Genomic DNA, 19,627 nt, shown 5'->3' with positions numbered 1-19,627 from the left:
TATCGCTTTCTTGGATTACCGCTCGCGCGTCGCACGCGCGATCCGACGTCTCGCGCCGGCGTCTGATGCAGCGGCGAGAAGCTCCTTCCACGTATCTGGCGGATTCTCGCGATTCAGCATGTTCCGAAACACGGCATAGGCGTCGCTGCCGCTCTCGTAGGCGCGCAGCGTCGAGTCATCGTTGACCCAAGCGAGCACGATGATTTTAGCGTCTCCTGATTGTTGGTAGCGAAAGAACAGCCGGAACTGCTGCAGGAATTTGGCGCGGAACCAGTGCTTGTAGTCGTCGCCGAGCGTGCCGCCCTGGCGATAGACGTCGCGGGTCGGGTCACCTGGGATATCTTCGAACGCCACTTTCAAGACGGCCGCGAGGAGCTTTGCGGCGCGTTTCTTCTTATATCCCGTTGGGTCTTTCTTGCGCGCCTTCTCGACCGCCGCGATCATCGCCTCTAGCTGGTCGAGAAAAAGCGGATGCGCATAGATCGCCCAACCGTTGACCTCGAAGGTATCGTCGCTCACGCATCATCTTCCGGCAGCGCCGCGTCGAGATCGACTTTGACGCCCTTGGCGAGATCCTTGCCGCGCGCGACCAGCGACTTCGGCACTGGCCGAATTCGCGCCGGCTCGTTCGCCATGTCGTGCGCCAGGAAGGCGAGGAACCTGCCGATCACCGGATCGCCGTCGTTGGCGCTCGATTGCTTCTTCGCGATCACGACGGTGCCGTCCGCGAGCCCGCGAAACACGACCTGATCGCGTTTGCCGAGAGCCAGCATTCTGCGAATGGCGGCGGGCACGGTCGTCTGGCCGCGCTCAGTGATGGTCGCGGGGATTTCGAGGATTTCAGCGGTCTTGGCCATAACCCGCTCCTTGCATCGTTACAGCATCCCATGTAATGCATTTGCATTGTAAGTCAAGTTCAGCCATGTCGCCCGCGCTGATACGAGGGTTTCGACTGGGAGTCGCTGATTTCCACCCACTCGGTGGACACTCCCAGTGGCGAACGAGCGGGGGAAGCAGGATGGCGTTGGTCCGTGTGCTTGAGATCGAAAACTTTCGGGCGGTCAAGAGCCTTCGCTGGCTGCCTAGTCCAGGGGTAAATTGCCTGATTGGGCCCGGGGACAGCGGCAAGTCCACCATCCTTGATGCCATCGACCTTTGCCTCGGCGCACGGCGGTCGCTCTCCTTCACCGACGCCGACTTCCACGCTCTCGATTTCGGTCACCCCATCCGCATTGCACTGACTCTCGGCGCCTTGGACGATCCTCTGAAGAACATCGACTCCTACGGCGACTTCCTCGTGGGCTTCAATTCAGCTACCGGGGTGGTGGAACCGGAGCCCGGCTCCGGCCTCGAAACCACGCTGACTCTGCAGCTCACCGTCCAGGACGACCTCGAGCCGGAGTGGACGCTCGTCTCGCCCCGCGCGCAGGCTGCAGGTCGGACCCGCAACCTCAACTGGGCTGATCGCACGCGCGTCGCGCCCGCTAGGCTTGGCGTCACCGGCGACACCCATCTGACTTGGCGACGCGGATCCGTGCTGACCAAACTCACCGATGGCAAGACCGACGCATCAAAGGAGCTGACGCGGGCGGCGCGTGAGATGCGCGACGCCTTCGACCAAAAAGATCTCAAGGAACTCGCGGAGCCGCTCAAGCTGGTCAAGGCGGCTGCCGGAGACATGGGGGTGCCCGTGGGCGCCGCCGTCCAGGCGCTCATCGATGCCGGCTCGGTCACCTTCACGGGCGGGACCATCTCACTCCATGACGAGGAAGGGGTGCCGCTCCGCGCCCTTGGCCTCGGTTCGTCGCGCCTGCTGATCGCGGCGTTGCAGCGGAAGGCGGCCGAGAAGGTCACCACGTTTCTCATCGACGAACTCGAATACGGGCTCGAGCCGCATCGCATCATTCGCCTGCTTGGTGCTTTGGGCGCAAAGGAAGAAGTACCGCCGCTGCAGGTTTTCGCGACGAGCCATTCGCCGATCGCCGTCGCCGAGTTGAACGCACACCAGCTTCACATCGTCCGCAGGAACGGCGGGCAGCATACAGTCAGACGCGCGAGCGACGCCGGGGACGTACAGGGCACCATCCGCGCCCACGCCCACGCCTTACTCGCGTCGTCCATTGTGGTGTGCGAGGGCGGCAGCGAAATCGGTCTAATGCGTGGTCTGGACCAGCACTTCACCGCGAGCGGCGAGACGTCGCTGTCGGCATGTGGCGCGACTTTGGTCAATGGCAACGGCGATGAGACCTTCAGCCGCGCGACCGCTTTGCAATCCCTCGGCTACTGGATAGCCATCCTGAGAGACAGTGACAAGCCCGCTCCAACAGCGGCAGAAGCGGCTTTTATTGCGGGCGGTGGCAAGGTGTTCGCATGGGGCGGCGGGCGAGCGCTCGAACAGGAATTGTTCGCCGCACTGCCGGACGGTCCTGTGAGCGAACTGCTCGAGCTCGCTATCGAGACGAAGGATCGCGCCTTGATCGAAGCGCATATCAGGACAATCTCCAATGGCGCGAACACGCTCGGCGATCTGGAGACCGAGGCGTTGATAGACGGTCTGGCCCCCGACAGTCGCACCCTCCTCGGAAACGCGGCAGCCCGCTTTGGATGGTTGAAGACCATTAGCACGATGGAAACGGCGGGCCGGACGATCGTCGGCCCCGCCTACGGCGAGGCTGATGCCAGCCTCACCAGCGTCATCGACGGCCTTCGGGACTGGGTCGAAGATGGCAGCCGTTGAAATCGACCTGCGCTCGATAAACCGCGGGCTGGTGATAGCGCCTGCGGGCTGCGGCAAGACCCAGCTCATCACCGATGCTCTCACGCGGCACGACGGCTCGAAACCCATCTTAGAGCGTTTCACATTTTGACTGAAGCATAACCCGCGTTAGCGAAGTAGTTGGCGCATTCGCGAGGCTGGATGTCCTGGACGAGCTGACCGATGTGGCGCCAGGTGTCCTCGATGGTGCGCTTCTGAGCTTGCCGCATCCAGTGTTTGATCTTGGAGAAGGCCTGCTCGATCGGGTTGAGGTCGGGCGAGTATGGCGGCAGGTACCAGAGCCTGGCGCCAGCAGCCTGGATCATCTGCCTGACAGCTTTCGACTTGTGGCTTCCGAGATTGTCGAGAATGACGATGTCGCCTTCGCGCAGGGTTGGCAGGAGAAGGTGCTTCACATAAGCGCAGAAGCATTCGCCGTTGATCGGGCCGTCGAAGACGCAGGGTGCCGTGAGTTGGTCATGGCGGAGCGCGCCGAGGAATGTGAGGGTACGCCAGTGACCGTGCGGGGCGAAGCCGCGCAGGCGTGCCCCTTTGGGGCCCCAGCCTCGCAAAGGGGCCATGTTGGTCTTGATCCAGGTCTCATCGATGAAGACGAGGCGGCCCGGATCGAGCCCGGCCTGCCAGGATCGCCAACGCTGACGCCTACGAGAGACGTCGGCGCGAGCCTGTTCGAGAGCGAACAGTGTTTTTTTTGAACCGCAGCCCTTCCCGGCGCAGGAACAGCCAGACCGCGTTGTGTGAGACCTTGACCCCACGGGCTGCCAGTTCCGCCTTCAGACCATGCAGCGTCAGGTGAGGCGTCTGAGTGATCCGCTCGACGATGAAGGCGCGGTGCGGATCAAGCACAGGCTTGCGGTGACCGCCCATCTTGCCAGGCACAACCGAGCCGGTCGCCCGCTGCCGCTGTGACCACTTCACAACCGATGAGACCGCAACGCCAAACCGTTCCGCCACAGACCGGCAGCTCTCGCCCGCCAGAACCGACGCCACCACACGTTCGCGAAGATCAAGGGAAAGAGGTCGGGTCATGCGATGCTGGCCTCCAATCCAGTCAGCATCTTGAATCACAAACCGCCCAAAACCGGAATCCCCTCCGATTCAATTAAGCAATGAAACGCTCTAGTGCTGACACACACCAACGCCGGGGTCGCCGCGCTCCGAGGCCGCCTGGAAAGGGCGGGCGTGAAGCCGAGTGTTTACCGCGCCACGACACTCGACGGCTTCGCGATCAGGCTGATTTCTACGTTTCCGCAACGCGCGGGACACGATCCGCGAATCGTAACTGGCGCCCGGCCGAACTACGAAGCCATCCGTGACACGGCAGCGCGCCTGGTTGCCGCCGGGCACCTTCATGACGTTCTCGCCGCCAATTTCCGATGCTTATTTGTCGATGAGTACCAGGACTGTTCGATCCGCCAGCACGCCCTTGTAACCTGGTTGGCTCAAAGTCTACCCACCGCCATCGTCGGAGATCCGTTTCAGTCTATCTTTGGATTCGGCGCCGACCCGTTGGCAGATTGGCAGGCGGACGTGGTGTCGTTTTTCCCGATTGTCGGAGAACTTGTGACTCCGTGGAGATGGAACAACGCAGGGGCGCACGATTTAGGTAAGTGGTTGCTGTCGATACGACCTGACCTAGCGGCAGGCAGGCCGATCGACCTTCGGACAGCACCTGGCAGTGTCCGGTGGATTCAACTCGATGGTCGCCAGGACGATGCGCTGCGGCAAGCGGCAGCCGCGGTGGACGCGCCGGGCGAGACGAAGGTTTTGATCATCGGTGACAGCACGGACCCTCGCGGACAGCGTCGTTTCGCCCGCCAAGTCGCGGGAGCCGTGACGGTCGAGGCTGTGGACCTGCGCGATCTTACGGATTTTGGCGGTACGCTCGACCTCGCGAAACCCGAAGCGCTCTCCGTCGTGGCCGATTTTGCAGAGAACTTGATGAGCGCCTTTTCCGCAGACGACCTCGTGCGGTCGGTTGCGGCAGCTCATGCTGGTAAACTCGGACGGGCCCTTTCCGGTATCGAGGAAACGGCCGTGAGGTTTGAAGCGTCGCGGTCGTTTGCAGAGGTCTCGGATCTTCTCACCGCCATCAACCGCGCGGGTGGGGTTCGGTGCTACCGTCCCGCCGTGCTGGCAGCAGCCCAGCGGGCTCTGCAACTTGCAGCCTCTCCCGGCGGACCCTCGTTCCGAGAGGCGACGGTGACGATCCGAGAACAATCTCGGCTCATCGGCCGGCCCCTCGCCAGGCGTTCCGTCGGAAGCACCCTGCTCCTGAAAGGTCTCGAAGCCGACATCTCGGTTGTTCTCAATGCCGGCGCTCTCAACGCGCGCAATCTCTACGTCGCGATGACCCGTGGGTCGCGCGGGGTTTTGGTTTGCTCGCCCTCGCCGATTCTCAATCCGCCCTGGTGAGCGCGCTAGGTAGGTTCAATCCAGGACACTTGCGCTGCGGACATGTAGACGATAGCGCCCCGCTCGGCGCCTGTGACGCGGATATAGTCGCGCAGCTGCGCCGCATGCGCACTGTGTGCCGCCGCCGTGGGGTTCACGTCCGACTTCCAGTCGATGACGAGCGCAATGCGCTCTCCCTCGACGACCGCCGCGTCTGCGCGTCCGACGAGGTAGTGCGGCGGGTTTGCCGCCCAGAGCGGGATTTCAGGAATTAGTTGTCCGAGAAAGGGTGCGAGTTCAGGAAGAGCCAAAGTGCGCAGGGCCGTCTCCGCCATTTCGAGCGCGTCGGGGCCCCCTTCATCCCTCTCGTCGTGCACGTTCGATTGTAGCTGCGCGAGTAGCTCGGTCGCGCGTGCTGCCGCATGGTCTCGGAACGAGCCAAGCTCGCCAGTCAGGAGCTCTTCCATAAGCTTGTGCAAGATCGTACCGCGCAGCGCCCCGGCACCATCTATTTCCGGCAGCGCATGAGACGCGTCGTCGACAACGAACGCGTCCACAATCTCGGCGCTGCGATCCGCGTCGCGTTCGCTCGGACGATCCCATATGATCGACGGCGAAGCACCGGCCAGTCTCTCGCCTTCGGCCGCAAATATGGTCTCAGACTGATCATTGGCGACGGGCTGCACAGCGCTCGGGACGGGCTCAGGCAACATGTCAGGTTGGATCTCGGGAAGTTCCTTTTGCCCGAGATTCATCACTCTCGACCATGAGCGTGAGGGTGCGCCCGGCAGTTCGGGGATCACCAGCAGATCGCAGGCGCGCGTCGTCGCGACATACCAAAGCCTTTCCCGCTGCCGTGCCTCGCGAAACTCCTCCTCTTCGCGGGCTGCCGCAAGTGCGGGCGGCTCGATGCCCCCGACGACCCAGTGGATCGTATCGTCGGATTGCCGATAGACAAACTGGTCCTGAGGCTTGAAGCGGGTTGAAGAATTCACCGTGATGACGACGGGCCATTCCAGACCCTTGGCGCTGTGCATCGTGACGATCTCCACCGAATCCTCGGACGCATCGACCCTTCCTTCTGGATGCCGGCGCTTGCTCTGCCATCCGCGTTGGAGATCGAGCGCGAGGGCGCGCAGGCCAGCAACATTGTAGGGCCTGGCGAGTTCGACGATGGCGTCAAGGTTCGCGAGCGCGCGCGCGTTCCGCTGGCCGTGCCGTGCCGCCATAATCACTCGCAAGTTCAAGCGCTCTATCGCGAAGGCGACGAGCTGCATCGGCGTGAGTTCCGCGGCAAGGCGGTGAAGTGCCTGAAGCTTTACCAGGATGTCTCTTGCCAGGGGATGACTTACCTCGTCCGACGGCGTCCGTAGCTGGAAGCGCCGACGACCGTCCTGGTCGGGAGAAAGCGCCGCCGTGATATCGAGAAGGTCTTCGTCACGCAGCCCGACAACCGGGCCTCGCATGAGAGCGCCGAAAGCCAACGTGTCCAGCGGATCCGCGATCGCGCGGATCAGGACGAGAATGTCCTGAAGCTCCTGGCGCCGGAACAGCGCGTGACCTGCCTGGGACGCCACCGCGATGCGCCGTCCTTCGAGGGCGCGTTCATAGCGCCAGAGGTCCGTGTGTGTAGGCGCGAGCAACGCAATGTCGCCTGCGCGCAAATATCGCTCTATCCCATCCGGCCCGCAGATTGGCAGGGCACCAATCAAGCGCGCGCACAGCTCTGCGACGGCGGACGCTTCCGCTTCGCGCTGTTCCTCGGCGTTCGCGTCCCGCGGAACGTCGATTGTCAGTTTCGCGGCCGCGGCGAAAGGTAGTGGCGGCAGTTCAAGGGTCGGAGCGAGCGGCACGAATCCCGGCTGTCCTGTCTTCTCGAGAACATCTTGGAACACGCGATTGACGTGCGCGATAATCTCCGGGCGGGACCTGAAATTCGCGGTGACCGCTAGCAGGCAGCCATTCTTGGCCTTTGCAATGACGGACTTGGCGAGCGCGTAGGACTCAACGTCAGCGCCGCGAAAGCGATAGATCGCCTGTTTGGGATCACCGACCAGGAACAGCGCTCCGGGCCGCAAAACGGCGCTGCTCCAAGTCTCGGGCTGCGACAGCGCGGCTATACAAAATACGATTTCGGCCTGCACGGGGTCGGTGTCCTGGAATTCATCGACCAGCAGATACGCGTACCGGCCAGCGAGCCAGGCGCGAATATCAGCATTTTCGCAGATCAGCGCTCGCGCCTGTCGCAGCAAGTCATCAAAGTCGAGGACGGCCGCCTCGCGCTTGCGCCGATCGTAGGCGTCGATCACTCCGCTTAGGTGCGCAGCTAGTTCATGTACGAGGCTTTGCGCAATGGCGCCGATCAGTGTCCGGTAAGCCGTCTGTACCGTTTCGAAGTGTTCGGTTGCTTCCTGTCCGCGACGGCGCCCGTCCGCTTCTCCGAGCGCCTGTCTCCAGAAGCGCGTCCTGTCGTAGGGCAGCAGGTCGATGCTTTTCTGTCGCATCATGCTTATGCGCGGTGGCTGAGTCAGTCGCCAGAGCACGGAGAATTCGGCCTTCGCGTGATCGCCGTCGAAGAACGCAACAAGGCGGTCGAGATCTGCGATGAGATCAGCTGTCCACGTTTCTCCGGGTCCCGCGGCGTGCCAGCGAGAAAACGCCGTAACGGCGTCCGCGAAAGTGCGGTCCGGCCGTGTTGAGAAATCCGGGGCTGGCACGGTCGCGCTGCGATGCTTTCGCCGAAGGTCGGCAAGCTCACGGATCCGCTCAACCACGCCCAGTGGATCGTCCTTCGCAAGAACAGCAACCGGACCGTCCTGCTCGTCACCACGCGCCAGCATCTCCTTGAGCCAAGCCGCAAGCACTTCATCAAAGAGGGCATCGGCAATGGTCTCGTCGACCACGCGTGAACCAGGGTCAAGCGCCGCGTCGATCCCGTGCGAACGAAGGATGGCTTGGCAAAAGCCGTGAATCGTCGTTGCCGTTATCTCCCCGATGCGTGGGGTGGCCGAAGCGAGCTGCGCACGCATCGCTTCGCCTAAGGGCAGCGAGAGAACCCCCGAGAGCGCGGGAGGCAGCCGGCCATTGCGGAGCTCGTCGATGGTCCAGCGTATACGCGCCTCGAGCTCACTCGCCGCCGGCTCGGTGAAGGTGATCGCGGCGATCTTTGCAGGATCAATTCCCGTCGCGATCATCATTGCGACGCGGGCGGCCATCAACGACGTCTTGCCGGTGCCAGCCGCGGCCTCAACCAGCATGTTGGATTTGAAATCAGTAAGTGCCCGCCGGCGGGCGTCGAAGTCGGGCACGCTCACTGGCTGCTCCAAAGCTTGTCGAGCGCACCGTTTGCCTGAGCAAACGAACGACGCTTCACACGGCGATACGAGTCCAGGTCCGCCGGCAGGGCAACGGAGAGCGAGTCGAAGAATGCCGGCGCCGATCCAGGCGCGATCTCGCCACTGCGTTGCAGGCGAGCGCCCGCGTCGGTGAACCCAACCGCCTGCTCAATGGCCTTCTCAAGCTCCTCGTTTGTCAGGCTTAGGGTGCGCGCGGGGTCGTGCTTGAGGTACGTCAACTGCGAGCTCACGCTCCGGAGCTCTGGAAGCAGGGACCGCACCGCAAGGGCGTAGAAGACGCGCTGAAGTTCAGCGCCGCGATCGAACGCGATCGGTTTTTTTCGCTCAGGCGCTGTCCCGACCTTGTAGTCAGTGATGATCGCAGCGCCACGCCCCGCATCCTCGTCGAGTCGATCAATCCTTCCCGGAAGGAAACGCCGGTCTGCCCGATCGGGACGGGTGCGAGTGTGGTCCACGGGTGAGGCGCGTCGCTTGGCTCGCCGAAGGAAAGCTCTGTCCAGGTCACGCCGCGCTGTTCGCCCAGAGCTTCTGTGAGGCCTCGCAGCGCACGCTCGTGGGCCATCGCTATTGTATGGCCCCAAAGAAGGCCGGGTGGAACGGCCCTAATGATCGGCCACGCGTCGGCGAGACGCGCCGCCTCTCGGTCCAGAGCGATCCCGATCTCGTCGGCGTTTCGAGGCAAACCGTCGCGCAGCACGCCTCCGATGAGGGAGTGGACGAGTTCGCCAAACGCGCGATGGTCGAGCGCGAGCGGCTGAGGGTCGAGGTTTGGCTGGCGCCAGTGAAGCGCGTATTCCCAGACGAACCCCAGCGGATCGCACAGAAGCCGATGGAGAGACGTCGTGGATTGAATTTCCGCGAGGGCGTCGACGATAAGCGGATGGTCGGGACGGATCCGCCCGTCGTGCGCGGTGAGCTGCTCGCTTTCCCACCAGGCCCGCCAGCAGGCCCGACTTGCGCGCACTTGCGGGTCCTTCCCGGCATCGGTCGGGCGGGCATAGAGACGATCGCTCTCGCTGAAGGCATGCGCGGGGATTGCGCTACGCCCGACGACGCGCTCCTTATCCCTCCGCCACAAGGTACTGGCTGCTTGCAGAGAGCCCGTCGCACTCCTGTAAGCGCGTGAAAGCGTATAACTCTGAGATTGATCGATGATGATGTCATGCATCGCCTGGTCGTTTTGGCCCGCTTCCGCAGACGGAAGTCTGATGTGTCCCAGCAGGTGCTGCGGCAAGATCGGGTTTTCGCTCGACCGTCTCGGCCACGCGTTTGCGTCAAGCCCAATGAGGCGTACATGCGCGCGAGGGGCTGCCGCTAGGTGACCTGCAGGTCCCCACGCGATCGAGTTTCCGGGTTCACGCCCGTCCGCAATGCGCAGCGCCTGCAACGAGAGCTCGATGGCCTGCGGGGGCGCCATACGCAACGCGTCGCGCCACAAAGTCATTGTAGGTCCCCTCAACAGACGGCGCCCGACCGCGTCGGCAGCCGCGATGCCGCAAGCCAAGTCATCCAGAATTGGCAACAGTGCGCGTTCCGCGAGATCGCCGTCTGTCCGCTCTCCCCGCGCCTGCTCGAGAGCGTGCCGCCAAAGTCCCGGGCTCGTCAGCGCGGCGCTCCGCCGCAACCCTTTGGTCCAGTCGCCGGGCAGGTTATCTTTGGCCGGACTGCGCGGCAGACGGGCAAACAGGAGCCTCACGCGGTCTTGCGACAGCCCGCGTAACAGGATGTCCGCGAGTGCAGCACAGGCCTGTCCTTCGCGGGTCGCTAGAGCCGGAATGCCGTGTGTGAAGTGCACGGGAAGCCCCGCCTCGCGCGAAAGAACCAGAAACGCGTCGTCCCACGCAGTTGGCGAAGCCGCCGAGATGGCGATCTCATTGGGAGAGGCTTTTCCGGCCGTCACAAGCGCGCGCGCCCAGCGCAACGCCTCTCTCACTTCACTTCGTGGATCGGCACAGAGATCAGCGGAGAGGAGCAACGCCGCCCCTGTGGGGTATGTCTCAATCTCTCCGGCGAACCAGGCGCGCCCGCTGTGTTGTGATCCAATCCATCGGACCGGCACCGCCTCGCAGAGGGCCTGCAAGAGCGGACGCCATACGGGTTTGACGCCGGGAACGCCTTGAATGGTGATCGCGCCGACTAACTTCGGGGCAAAGTGAAGTCTCTCCAGGGCTGCTCTTACCAGATCGGGTGGGGACAGCATGCCGGCCGGCAGCGCGCCTCGCACGCGGCGCTCGAGTAAAGTGAAGTCTCTGAGGCGAGCGTTGTCGGGCAACGAGCCTGGGGCCTCCACGTCCCACCAGTCTCGAAGCGCGGACAGCACAGCCGCCGGCATCCCCGGCAGTTGGCAAACCTTGTCGATATCCTCGTATCCGCCCGCCTCGAGCGCCTGCCTTATGGCCGGATACAAGATTTCCTGCGTCGCCGGTGCGATGAACCCACCCGCGAGCCGAGCCGCGAGAAGAGGGAGTGTCAGGATCTGACGGCCGATGGCTTGGTCGCGTGCGGCATTGAGGCGTCGCATTCGCAATGCCAAGGGTCCATCGACAACCTCAGTATGAACCAGCAATTAGCGCCCCCTCCCGTGCCGTGCGCTTCGCGCCTTATTGATCAGTATATTGGCGCCGTCTGGGATCGCGATGCCAAACGTATCGAGCAAAGTGTTCAAACGCGAAATCTCCTGATCGAAAACGTCAAACGGAATGACCTGATCGAGCGGGTGCATGGCAAGCGGCCGGACGAAGTGAAACTATAAATCCGCCACTAGAACAGGACGAACGCTAAGCCTGGACCCTGACCCGCTGCCGCACGCGCTCGTAGAGCTGCACTTCGGCCTTGTGAAGTAGTTCGACGACGACCGCGAATTGCTGACGATCGACATGCGTCGCCCAGCCGCTCTCGCAGCGCACCACGAGATAGTAGCTGTCGCCGTATTCTTCGACACCGCGTTTGAACGTCACGGTCGCGCGCTGGACCGTTCCTTTCTCACGTAGCTGTGGCCCGGGAACGAGATTGCAATTGTATCGCGCTGCAAGTTCAGGGAACGGACCATCATCCTGCTCACGCTTGCGATAATGATCGAAGATCAGGTCCGGCTGACAGCCGCGAACCAGGCGAAAACTCATGCCGACCCCGGCATAGTCGGTGCGCGTATGACGCACCGGTGGGTCGAACGCCAGCGTCACGCGAATGCAGCGCTCGCCGTTTCCTGCCTGAAACGCTTCCGGGATCGGAATCCGATAGACGGCAAAATGATCGAGAGCGAGCTGATCCTCGGCATAGAGGGTGACGCGCGCGTCATCGGAGAACGCGGCGCGTTCCAGATCGACAAGACCGTGCCCGCAGACTGCGCGGATAGCGTCGCTGCCCAGCAGTTGAAGCCGCTCTTGTGCCGGCTGTGGGATTTCTGCGGATCCGACAATGAGCGCGCGGACGAGATTGGCTGAGGCCTGCGGGAAGCGTGTCAGGATCTGCGCGGCGCTGAAGGCGACCCGCGGAGCGGCATAGGACGTGCCCGACCCCGCGGTGAACAGGCGATCGAGAAAGCTGTGATAGAGGGTCAGAACGCCCGCGCTGCCGACATCCTCCCCTCCCCGCAGCCGCGCGACCACTGGATCGAAGATCAGCGTACCGCCAATCTCCATGACGTCCGGCTTCGTGGCGCCGCCCGGACCCGGCCCGATCCGCGAGAACGGCGCCGGCTCATGCAGCCGCGTGATCGGGCGGACGCGGACATCGTCGGCGCGGTCGGGATCGAGACCCTCGCCATGCGCGAGTGCGCCGACGGTGATGACGTTCAGGGCGCCGGCCGGCTCGAAGAACCGGTTCGCGTCCTCCAGAAGATAGCGCGGATATTCGGTCACCGCCTGCTCAAGGCGATTGCCGCCGCGCGGACTGCGGTTTCCGGCCGAGACGACGATGACGACGTCGAGCTCGCGCGCCAATTCGTCGAGCGTGGCAGCCCATGTTCCGACCTTGCCGCCGTCGAACACCCGCCGGCGGTCGGCAAGCGCAATCACGAAGACGCGACAGCCGAAACGCTGATTCAGCGTCGTGATCGCTTCGCGCATCTGGGAAGGGACAAGACGACGATCGTCGAACTCGCCACGGTCATTCACGACCTTCGCCGCACAGATACGCGCCCCGCGTTGCAGGGCGCCGGCGTCGAGCTGCGCGCGCAGGTCGCCAAACACCGCGACGCCGGCAACACGGGTCCCATGCCCCCAGACGTCGGCAGTGCCGAGGTCAGCAGGAACGGCAATCGCACCGGCGATGACATCGGCCAGGAACGGGTGATCGTTGACGCCGCTATCGATGATGCCGATGAGCGGCGCGTCATCGCCAAGCGCGTTCAGAGGCGGCGCGTCCGCCAGGACCATGTCGAGCGCCTCCGCCGTCGTCACGTCCGGCGCTGGCGGAAGGTCGATCGCCGCGATTTCCTCGATCGTCAGCAGCGTGCGCAGCAGTTCGCCTGTCAGGCGCGCGCGAAACATGCTGATCGAGGGGCCGACATAGCGATCAAAGACATCGCCACCTCGTGCCTCGACGTAGCGGATGACATCCTCAAGCTTGCGCTCGCGGAGGCGACGTTCGCCCAGATCCCAAAGCTCGATGTCCACCAGATAGGATGTCTGCGCGACAAAATCCTCGACATCAGCGAAACCTTCTTCCCGCAAGCGTGGTCCGATCCGATCACGCGGCTCGACCGATCCAATGCTTTCGATCCCGGAGACGAAGTTGACGTAGGGGGCGTGCTTCTGGCCAGGGGGCGGGCCGCCCTGATAGGCGTCAAGCCGCGCGCGGAAATCCCGCATGTCTTCGCTCGATGCGAATAGCACGAGCGTGCGGTCCGCGTCGCTCGATAGAACCGTGAGCCCGAGCCGCTCCCACTCTTCCTCGAGCAGGGCGCCCGTCATCTGCACGCGCAGAATCAGGGATGGGTCGACAAATTCGGGCTTGCGCCGGCGTCTTTGTTCCTGGGTCGCGGTGTCGAGCTCCTCGCGCAGCTTCGTCGTGTGTTGGCCGCGATCGCGCGGTGGCGGCGGTCCGCCGCCGCCGTGCTTGCGCCGCTCGAATTGCTCGGGAAGCCGGACGAGTTCGAGGTGATCGTATCGGGCCACGGCGCGCCTAGCTCGGCGACGCGAGGCGAGACTGTCCTGCCCGGCGGCGCGCCTCGTCCTCCAAGGCGCGATTGAAGTCGCGGGCCTGCACCTGCTTACGGCGATCGATGATCATCGTCTTGACCGCCTGGGTGCAGACGCGCTCGATCTCGGCGTAGGAATAGCCCTCCAGCGCGGCCGCATGCTGCAGCGGATCGAACGCGGTCGCGATGTTCTTGAACTTGAGCCGCAGGAAGCGGGCGATCATCGCGCGATCCGGCTTGTCGAACCAGACGACCTCGTCGAAGCGCCGCCAAACCGCCGGATCGAGGGATTGATCAAGGTTGGTCGCGGCGATCAGAAAGCCCTTCGGCTGAATATGATCGATGAACAACAGCAGGCTGTTGACGACACGGCGCAGCTCATTGTGCTCGCTCGAGTCATCGCGCGAGCGCGCCAGCGCGTCGAACTCGTCAAAGAACAGCACGCAGGGCTGTTTCCGGGCGAACTCGAAAATCTTGCGGACATTGCCAGCCGTCTCGCCCAGGTAGGACGAGATCAGCCTATCGAGCTTGACGAGGAACAGCGGCAGACCGAGCTCGGCTGCAAAAATCTCCGCGCACAGCGTCTTGCCGCATCCCGGCGGGCCGCAGAACAGAAGCTTGGATCGGACCTTGAGGCCGTGACGCCGGATCTCGTCGGCGCGGCGAAACTCTTTGACGAGGCCGAGCAGCACCCGCACGTTCGTCGCCCCGAGCACGATATCATCGTGCGTGTGCTGCGGTTCAATCCGCTCGATGAAGTCGGCGGCTGCTTCGGGGAACGGAAGCAGGGGCGCAAGCGCCTTCGGACCGCTCGGCCGGCTTGGGCCGGCCTCAAGGGTCTTGCGCAGGCTGCGCGCCAACACGCGGTTGTTCTTCTTTTCCTCTTCGCCGATGATTTGCTCCGCTACGGCCCGGAACTCATCGTCCCGACCGTAGCTGGCCAGCAATTTTTTCATCAACTCCCCGCGGGCCATGGCTCTGCTTTACTTTCTCCTGTTGGGCGAATCATAACCGCAAATGCAGCGTTTCACGATGGGGTTACTGCCCGATTTAAACAACGCAAATCACCATCGTCAGGCGACATCTAAAGCACCCCCCACGCCCGATACCTGTCTCTGCCGGTCGCCTCCCGCAGACCGAGCTCCCCGACCAGGTCCTGGGCGGCGCGTGGCGTGATCCTCAGCTCCTGCGCGATCATGCCGGCCGAGACGATCGGCCGGGCCAACACATAGTCGATCAGCGCCGGCAGCCGGGAGGTGGAGCGGCGGCCGGCGAGCTTGCGGGCCAGCAGGGTGCGGGCAGTCTGCCAACGGTCGTGATCCTTGAGACCGGCCTCGGCCGCGGCCGCGATCGCCTCCAACTGAACGGCGAGGCGGGAGGCCGCGTCGCGTGGCCGCCGCCGCTCGCGCGGGATCGCTTTGAGGCCGTCATGGAGGCAAGGCAGGTGCGAGCGCGCCTTTCCCCGCGCCCGCAGCAGCGCGGCGGCGAGCAGCCGGCCGAGCCATGGCGCGTGCTGTAGCGGTTCCAGCGCGTGCCACGCGTCGGCGGCGATCGCCGTCGCCAGCGCCGGCGGCAGGTTGCGTGTCTGGTCCACGACCGCTCGCCATGCGTCGAGACGTTCATCTTCGTCCCAGTCGAGATCGTAGACCAGCGGGTCTCGCTCGGGTCGCTTCGGGCGCCGATCGGTTGTCTCGCCGGCCAGCGTGCGGTCGGCTTGGGCGATCGCGGCGTCGACGGCCGCGAAGATGTCGGCCATCCGGTCGTCGGCTGGGGCCACGCGAAACCGCTCGGGCGCATCCGCCTCACTGTCTTCGTCTTCGCGATCGCGCACCTCATCCTCTTCCTCATTCCGGTTGCCGCGTTCCTCCTCCCGGTCGCCCTGCTCTCCCCTGCCCCGCAGCCCGGCCAGGCCGGCCACCGACAGCGCCCAGTCGGGCTTGGCGTCGGCGATGCGCCGTCGCGTTCGCAGAACGGCGTGGGCGCGCGTGAGCTCGTGGGTCGGGGCGCGGACGTCCATGCCGGCGTCGTGGAGGACGAGATCGTCGAGATGGACGAGCTCGCCTTCCAGCCACAGGGCGGCAGCGGCGTCTGAGAAGTGGGTCCGGGCGATCCAGCCGTCGCGGACCGGGCTCCTGGCCAGCCGCTCGTCGAGGCGGGCCAGCGCGTCTTCGGCCGCCGCGAGCGGGCCGGCGATCTGGCTCCAAGGTAGCGGATCCGGGATCTGGTAGGCGGAGGGCAAGGTCTTGATAACCTTAACGTGAATCGGTGAAACGGAAGCTATCACGGCGTTGGCTTCCGTCATAGCGATGCCTTCTGGCGCATGCTTCTCACTATCGATAACTGACCCTTATCGATAGTGTTGGACACAAACACGCAAATCAGCGATTCTGGCGGCCCGGAGCCCGGAAAATCATCACCGCCGGGCCTCCGATCGACGAGAGGACACGACCGCTGCCAGCCCCCTCCCCGTTTCCGAACGCCCTCGTTGGGCACCTCAGACGTCGTGGCGCTGGCCGACATCCGGGTCGGCCGAGCTCAAGGCTCCTCGTAGAGGCCGTCGCGAAAGACCTTGTCGGCCGGCCGCGCATCGGTCCTGTCGCCTCGCGCGCGGAGTTCTCGCGCGAACCGCGCGCCCTCCTCGGCCAGGGAGGCCGGCTCTGGCTCCAGCTCGGCATCAAGGTGCTCAAAACCGGGCGTCATCTCCGAGGCCTCGATCGCGGCAATGTCCTCCTCGGTCAGATCGACGGTCCGAACGGCCCGACGATCGCGGCCGGTCGCGCCGGCATCGGCCGACGGCGCCTGATTCTGCTTCTCGCGACTGCCCATGGTGCTGTCCTTCACTCCGGCTCGATCATAGCAAAAGGGCACGCCTCCCGCATGGGATCTATTGAATGTCGCAGCGAGACTGATTATAGTCACGATAGTCATTATGGTCACAGGAGCTAATCGTGACAACCCCCCGCAAGACTCAGACCCTTGAATCGGATCATTGGACGGTCGCCGGCGCCAAGGCGCGTCTCTCCGAAGTGATCGAGCGCGCCCAGAGCGACCCGCAGATCATCACCCGCCACGGCAAGCCGAGCGTCGTCATGGTCTCGGCGCAGGAATGGGCGCGCAAGACCGTCCGCAAGGGCACGCTGGCCGAGTTTCTGATGGCCTCCCCCTGCGCGACGCCGATCTCGACCTCGATCGGGTCCGCGACCAAGCGCGCGACCTTGATCTATGAACGTCCTGCTCGATACCAACGTGCTCTCCGAGGTTCGCCGGCCGGCGCCCGACCCAAAAGTGCTCGCCTGGCTCGATACGGTCGACGAGGACCGGGCCTTCATCAGCGTCGCGTCGATCGCCGAACTTCGACGCGGCATCGCCCTGATGGACGACGGCCGCCGCCGCGAGGCGCTGACCGCATGGCTCGCGGAGGATCTGCCGGCGCGCTTCGCCGGGCGGATCCTGCCGATCGACCCCGCGATCGCCGAACGCTGGGGCGATCTGATGGCGCAGGCCAGCCAGAGCGGTTTTGCGCTTTCGGTCATGGACGGGTTTTTTGCGGCCACCGCGCTTGACCGTGAGCTGGTGCTCGCCACCCGCAACACCAAGGATTTTGCGCCGCTCGGCGTACCATTGCTGAACCCCTGGACTGATGACGGAGTGTCGGGATGACCGCCCCTGCCCGCCTCCCGGACGCCGCCTCGCTCGAAACCGTCCTGGCCGGGCTCGATCCGGCCTCGGTCGACGCGGACCTCGTCCCGGCGCTGGCCGCCGCCTTTCCGGGCTTTGCCTTCGGGTTCGCCCCCGTCGACGACGATTACTGGCGCGACACGAGGTCGGTCCTCCAGCCGGACGGCACACGGCTTGGCGAATTGCGGCCCTGGATGACGGCCGAACTCGCCAAGGACAACGGCGACGTGCTGGCGGTCTGGAACCGGCTGAAGGAGACCGATCTGCGGATTACGGAGTGGCGCGGCACCAGCGCCTGCGTGTCGGCGCCGACCGGGCCGGGCGCGGCCGACTATCTCCAGATTGCGCTCGGTCGCGAGATCGAATGGCGCGCCGGCCCGATCGTCAACCCGGATTATCGACCCTGGGGCAAAGAAGAACTGCTCGATCCGAGCTGGCCCCGCACCGATCAGCTTCCCGATTCAGATCGCCTTGCCGGTCCGGTCTATCGCTTGCTCGGCCGCGCCGGCGGCGCGGTGATCCATGTCCGCAGTTTTCTCGATCGCTGCGGCCGCATCGAGCGCGAGAAGCGGGCGGCCAAGCGGCCGGAGCTGGAGCGGCGCGTCATCCGCGAGGTCGGGCCGGGCGGAACGCGCGAGACGCCGTTCCTCGACGCGGTCCCGGACTATTTTGATTTTGTCCCGCGCGAGCTGCGGTTCTTTCAGGACTGGGAGGAATCGAGCGCCAGGCCGCAGCGCGTCTTCGCCCATTGGGCGCTCGACGCGCGTGATTACACCCACAAGGGCGAGCGCGAGGTCGGCTTCATCCCGCGGCCGCTGAAGCCGCCAAAGGAGCGGCTGCTCATGACGCCGGAGGATTCGGTGCATGCGTTGATGGACCGGATCGAGGCTGTGGACCGCGAGATCGGCCTGCCCTTCGGCTGGTTCTTCCTGATGACGCACGGCCACTGGGTCGACCCGGACGTTGGGCTTGCGATCGCCGAAGGCCTGAAGGCCCAGCGGGTCCGCCTTCCCGACCCCGACGCCCGCGTGCTGTTGCGTTGGGCGGATCGAAGCTACGGTTTCTGACGGAGCGCCGCCGATGGACGACATCACCTCCCATGCGCTGGTCTCCGATCCCGAAACCCGGCGCGCCCTGCAGCTTGACGCCCTGTCTGCCATCCTGCCGATGGAGCGCCGCGATCGCCTCGCCGAGCTCCTCACCGACGACGACGTCGCGACCCTGAAGCATCTCGCGCGCGAGGGCATGGGCGAGAACACCCTGCGGGCGCTCGCGTCCGACCTGGCCTATCTTGAGGGCTGGGCGAAAGCCGCGACCGGCGCGCCGCTGCCGTGGCCGGCGCCGGAAAGCCTGGCCCTGAAATACGTGGCGCATCACCTCTGGGATCCTTCCGCGCGCGAAACCGACCCGCAACACGGCATGCCGGCCGAGGTCGCGGCGGAGCTGCGAGAGGCCTTGCTGCTTCGCACTGAGGGACCGCACGCGCCATCGACGGTGAAGCGCCGGCTGGCGAACTGGGGCACGCTGCATCGCTGGAAAGGGCAGGAGGGTCCGTTCCAGGCCCCCAGTCTTCGCGCGGCGCTGCGGCTCGCGGTTCGGGCCAGCGTCCGGCCGCGCCAGCGCAAGAGCAAGCGGGCAGTGACCCGGGATATTCTTGATCGACTGCTCGCGACCTGTCGCTCCGACCGGCTCGTGGACACCCGCGATCTGGCAATCTTGCTGCTGGCCTTCGCCTCTGGCGGACGCCGGCGCAGCGAGGTGGTGCGACTCCGGGTCGAGCAGATCAGCGACGAGCCCGCGGTGCTGCTCGACTCTAAGGACCCTCGATCGCCGGCGTTACCGTGCGTGGCGATCCAGCTCGGCCGGACCAAGACCGGCGTCGCGGATGAGGCGGGGAGGGTGCTTCTGGTCGGGCCGCCGGTCGTGGCGCTGCGCGAATGGCTTGAGCGCGCCGACATCGGCAAGGGACCGATCTTCCGCGCCATCGACCGTTGGGAGGCGATCGAGGAACGGGCGTTGACGCCGCAGTCGATCAATTTGATCGTGAAGCGGCGCTGCGCGCTGGCGGGCTTGGAGGCGAGGGAGTTTTCGGCGCATGGGCTGAGGTCGGGGTATCTGACGGAGGCGGCACGCCAGGGCGTGGCGTTACCCGAGGCGATGCAGCAGTCGCAGCATCGGTCGGTGCAACAAGCCGCGAGCTATTACAATGAGGCCGAGCGTGTTCGTGGGCGGGCCGTCCGCCTTGGCGTCTAGGCAGGAGCCTTCGTTAAGTTGTCCGCGTAC

15 protein-coding genes and 1 pseudogene are annotated in these 19,627 nt (G+C 64.7%); 7 read left to right on the top strand and 9 right to left on the bottom strand.

Annotation, left to right across the window (positions count from 1 at the left end):
• Positions 1 to 15: 15 nt before the first annotated feature.
• Together CWS35_RS38665 and CWS35_RS38660 are read right to left on the bottom strand one after the other, a co-directional pair.
• Positions 16 to 519, bottom strand: a complete 504-nt coding sequence (locus tag CWS35_RS38665; protein WP_100957027.1) for a type II toxin-antitoxin system YhaV family toxin — start codon at positions 517 to 519, stop codon at positions 16 to 18.
• Complete coding sequence (locus CWS35_RS38660) at positions 516 to 857, bottom strand: type II toxin-antitoxin system PrlF family antitoxin (protein ID WP_100957025.1); 342 nt, start codon at positions 855 to 857, stop codon at positions 516 to 518. The genes CWS35_RS38665 and CWS35_RS38660 overlap by 4 nt, the downstream gene beginning before the upstream one ends.
• Before the next feature lie 161 nt (positions 858 to 1,018).
• Here CWS35_RS38660 and CWS35_RS38655 point away from each other — a divergent pair, with 161 nt between their 5' ends.
• Positions 1,019 to 2,737 carry an ATP-dependent endonuclease gene (locus CWS35_RS38655; RefSeq protein ID WP_100957023.1) on the top strand — a complete coding sequence of 573 codons (1,719 nt, stop codon included), beginning with the start codon at positions 1,019 to 1,021 and terminating at the stop codon, positions 2,735 to 2,737.
• Between the two features lie 119 nt (positions 2,738 to 2,856).
• On the opposite strand, the gene CWS35_RS38650 is transcribed toward CWS35_RS38655, so the two are convergent.
• Positions 2,857 to 3,805, bottom strand: a protein-coding gene (locus CWS35_RS38650; RefSeq protein ID WP_100957021.1) for an IS630 family transposase whose coding sequence is annotated in 2 segments (ribosomal slippage) — positions 2,857 to 3,468 and positions 3,470 to 3,805 — 948 coding nt in all. Because the reading frame shifts where the segments join, the coding sequence is not laid out codon by codon here.
• Positions 3,806 to 3,958: 153 nt separating this feature from the next.
• Between CWS35_RS38650 and CWS35_RS38645 the strand changes: the two genes are divergently transcribed.
• The gene (locus CWS35_RS38645; RefSeq protein ID WP_371682886.1) at positions 3,959 to 5,191 is read left to right on the top strand and encodes a UvrD-helicase domain-containing protein; all 1,233 of its coding nucleotides are present in this window, start codon (positions 3,959 to 3,961) and stop codon (positions 5,189 to 5,191) included.
• Positions 5,192 to 5,196: 5 nt separating this feature from the next.
• Here the strand turns inward: CWS35_RS38645 and CWS35_RS38640 are convergent, their stop codons facing one another.
• Positions 5,197 to 8,484, bottom strand: coding sequence for an exodeoxyribonuclease V subunit beta (locus CWS35_RS38640; protein ID WP_245439171.1), 3,288 nt, complete (start codon positions 8,482 to 8,484; stop codon positions 5,197 to 5,199).
• A complete protein-coding gene (locus CWS35_RS38635; protein ID WP_157817359.1) occupies positions 8,481 to 8,981 on the bottom strand; it encodes a PD-(D/E)XK nuclease family protein in 501 nt (166 codons plus the stop codon). Before CWS35_RS38635 ends, CWS35_RS38640 begins: the two co-directional genes overlap by 4 nt.
• A 1,886-nt stretch (positions 8,982 to 10,867) precedes the next feature.
• Between CWS35_RS38635 and CWS35_RS39370 the strand changes: the two genes are divergently transcribed.
• A complete protein-coding gene (locus CWS35_RS39370; protein WP_157817358.1) occupies positions 10,868 to 11,278 on the top strand; it encodes a hypothetical protein in 411 nt (136 codons plus the stop codon).
• A gap of 25 nt (positions 11,279 to 11,303) precedes the next feature.
• On the opposite strand, the gene CWS35_RS38625 is transcribed toward CWS35_RS39370, so the two are convergent.
• The 4 genes from CWS35_RS38625 to CWS35_RS38610 all read right to left on the bottom strand — a co-directional run bounded on the left by CWS35_RS38625 (position 11,304) and on the right by CWS35_RS38610 (position 16,507).
• Complete coding sequence (locus tag CWS35_RS38625) at positions 11,304 to 13,643, bottom strand: S8 family peptidase (protein ID WP_168226544.1); 2,340 nt, start codon at positions 13,641 to 13,643, stop codon at positions 11,304 to 11,306.
• A gap of 7 nt (positions 13,644 to 13,650) precedes the next feature.
• Complete coding sequence (locus CWS35_RS38620; protein WP_100957239.1) at positions 13,651 to 14,640, bottom strand: AAA family ATPase; 990 nt, start codon at positions 14,638 to 14,640, stop codon at positions 13,651 to 13,653.
• A 110-nt stretch (positions 14,641 to 14,750) separates the two neighbouring features.
• On the bottom strand, positions 14,751 to 15,968 hold the full coding sequence (locus tag CWS35_RS38615) for an RHE_PE00001 family protein (protein WP_244617010.1): 1,218 nt from the start codon (positions 15,966 to 15,968) through the stop codon (positions 14,751 to 14,753).
• 233 nt (positions 15,969 to 16,201) lie between these two features.
• The gene (locus CWS35_RS38610; protein ID WP_245439170.1) at positions 16,202 to 16,507 is read right to left on the bottom strand and encodes a prevent-host-death protein; all 306 of its coding nucleotides are present in this window, start codon (positions 16,505 to 16,507) and stop codon (positions 16,202 to 16,204) included.
• A gap of 107 nt (positions 16,508 to 16,614) precedes the next feature.
• Between CWS35_RS38610 and CWS35_RS38605 the strand changes: the two are divergent.
• From CWS35_RS38605 to CWS35_RS38590, 4 genes and pseudogenes are all read left to right on the top strand, one after another.
• Positions 16,615 to 16,892, top strand: a pseudogene (locus tag CWS35_RS38605) (type II toxin-antitoxin system Phd/YefM family antitoxin).
• Positions 16,889 to 17,326, top strand: coding sequence for a type II toxin-antitoxin system VapC family toxin (locus CWS35_RS38600; RefSeq protein ID WP_100957237.1), 438 nt, complete (start codon positions 16,889 to 16,891; stop codon positions 17,324 to 17,326). The pseudogene CWS35_RS38605 and the gene CWS35_RS38600 overlap by 4 nt, the downstream one beginning before the upstream one ends.
• Complete coding sequence (locus CWS35_RS38595; protein WP_100957236.1) at positions 17,323 to 18,411, top strand: hypothetical protein; 1,089 nt, start codon at positions 17,323 to 17,325, stop codon at positions 18,409 to 18,411. The genes CWS35_RS38600 and CWS35_RS38595 overlap by 4 nt, the downstream gene beginning before the upstream one ends.
• 13 nt (positions 18,412 to 18,424) lie before the next feature.
• The gene (locus CWS35_RS38590; RefSeq protein WP_100957234.1) at positions 18,425 to 19,597 is read left to right on the top strand and encodes a site-specific integrase; all 1,173 of its coding nucleotides are present in this window, start codon (positions 18,425 to 18,427) and stop codon (positions 19,595 to 19,597) included.
• Positions 19,598 to 19,627 lie beyond the last annotated feature (30 nt).

Source organism: Bradyrhizobium sp. SK17 (genome assembly GCF_002831585.1).
In the GTDB taxonomy this organism is placed as follows: domain Bacteria; phylum Pseudomonadota; class Alphaproteobacteria; order Rhizobiales; family Xanthobacteraceae; genus Bradyrhizobium.
Note: the sequence above shows the minus strand (reverse complement) of the source record. Positions and strands in the feature narration are given on the sequence as shown.

What these genes read in the sequence shown, in the direction of transcription:
- CWS35_RS38660 (WP_100957025.1), bottom strand. Translation starts at nt 857, where the DNA reads ATGGCCAAGACCGCTGAAATCCTCGAAATCCCCGCGACCATCACTGAG.
- CWS35_RS38655 (WP_100957023.1), top strand. Translation starts at nt 1,019, where the DNA reads ATGGCGTTGGTCCGTGTGCTTGAGATCGAAAACTTTCGGGCGGTCAAG.
- CWS35_RS38620 (WP_100957239.1), bottom strand. Translation starts at nt 14,640, where the DNA reads ATGGCCCGCGGGGAGTTGATGAAAAAATTGCTGGCCAGCTACGGTCGG.
- CWS35_RS38615 (WP_244617010.1), bottom strand. Translation starts at nt 15,968, where the DNA reads ATGACGGAAGCCAACGCCGTGATAGCTTCCGTTTCACCGATTCACGTT.
- CWS35_RS38600 (WP_100957237.1), top strand. Translation starts at nt 16,889, where the DNA reads ATGAACGTCCTGCTCGATACCAACGTGCTCTCCGAGGTTCGCCGGCCG.
- CWS35_RS38595 (WP_100957236.1), top strand. Translation starts at nt 17,323, where the DNA reads ATGACCGCCCCTGCCCGCCTCCCGGACGCCGCCTCGCTCGAAACCGTC.
- CWS35_RS38590 (WP_100957234.1), top strand. Translation starts at nt 18,425, where the DNA reads ATGGACGACATCACCTCCCATGCGCTGGTCTCCGATCCCGAAACCCGG.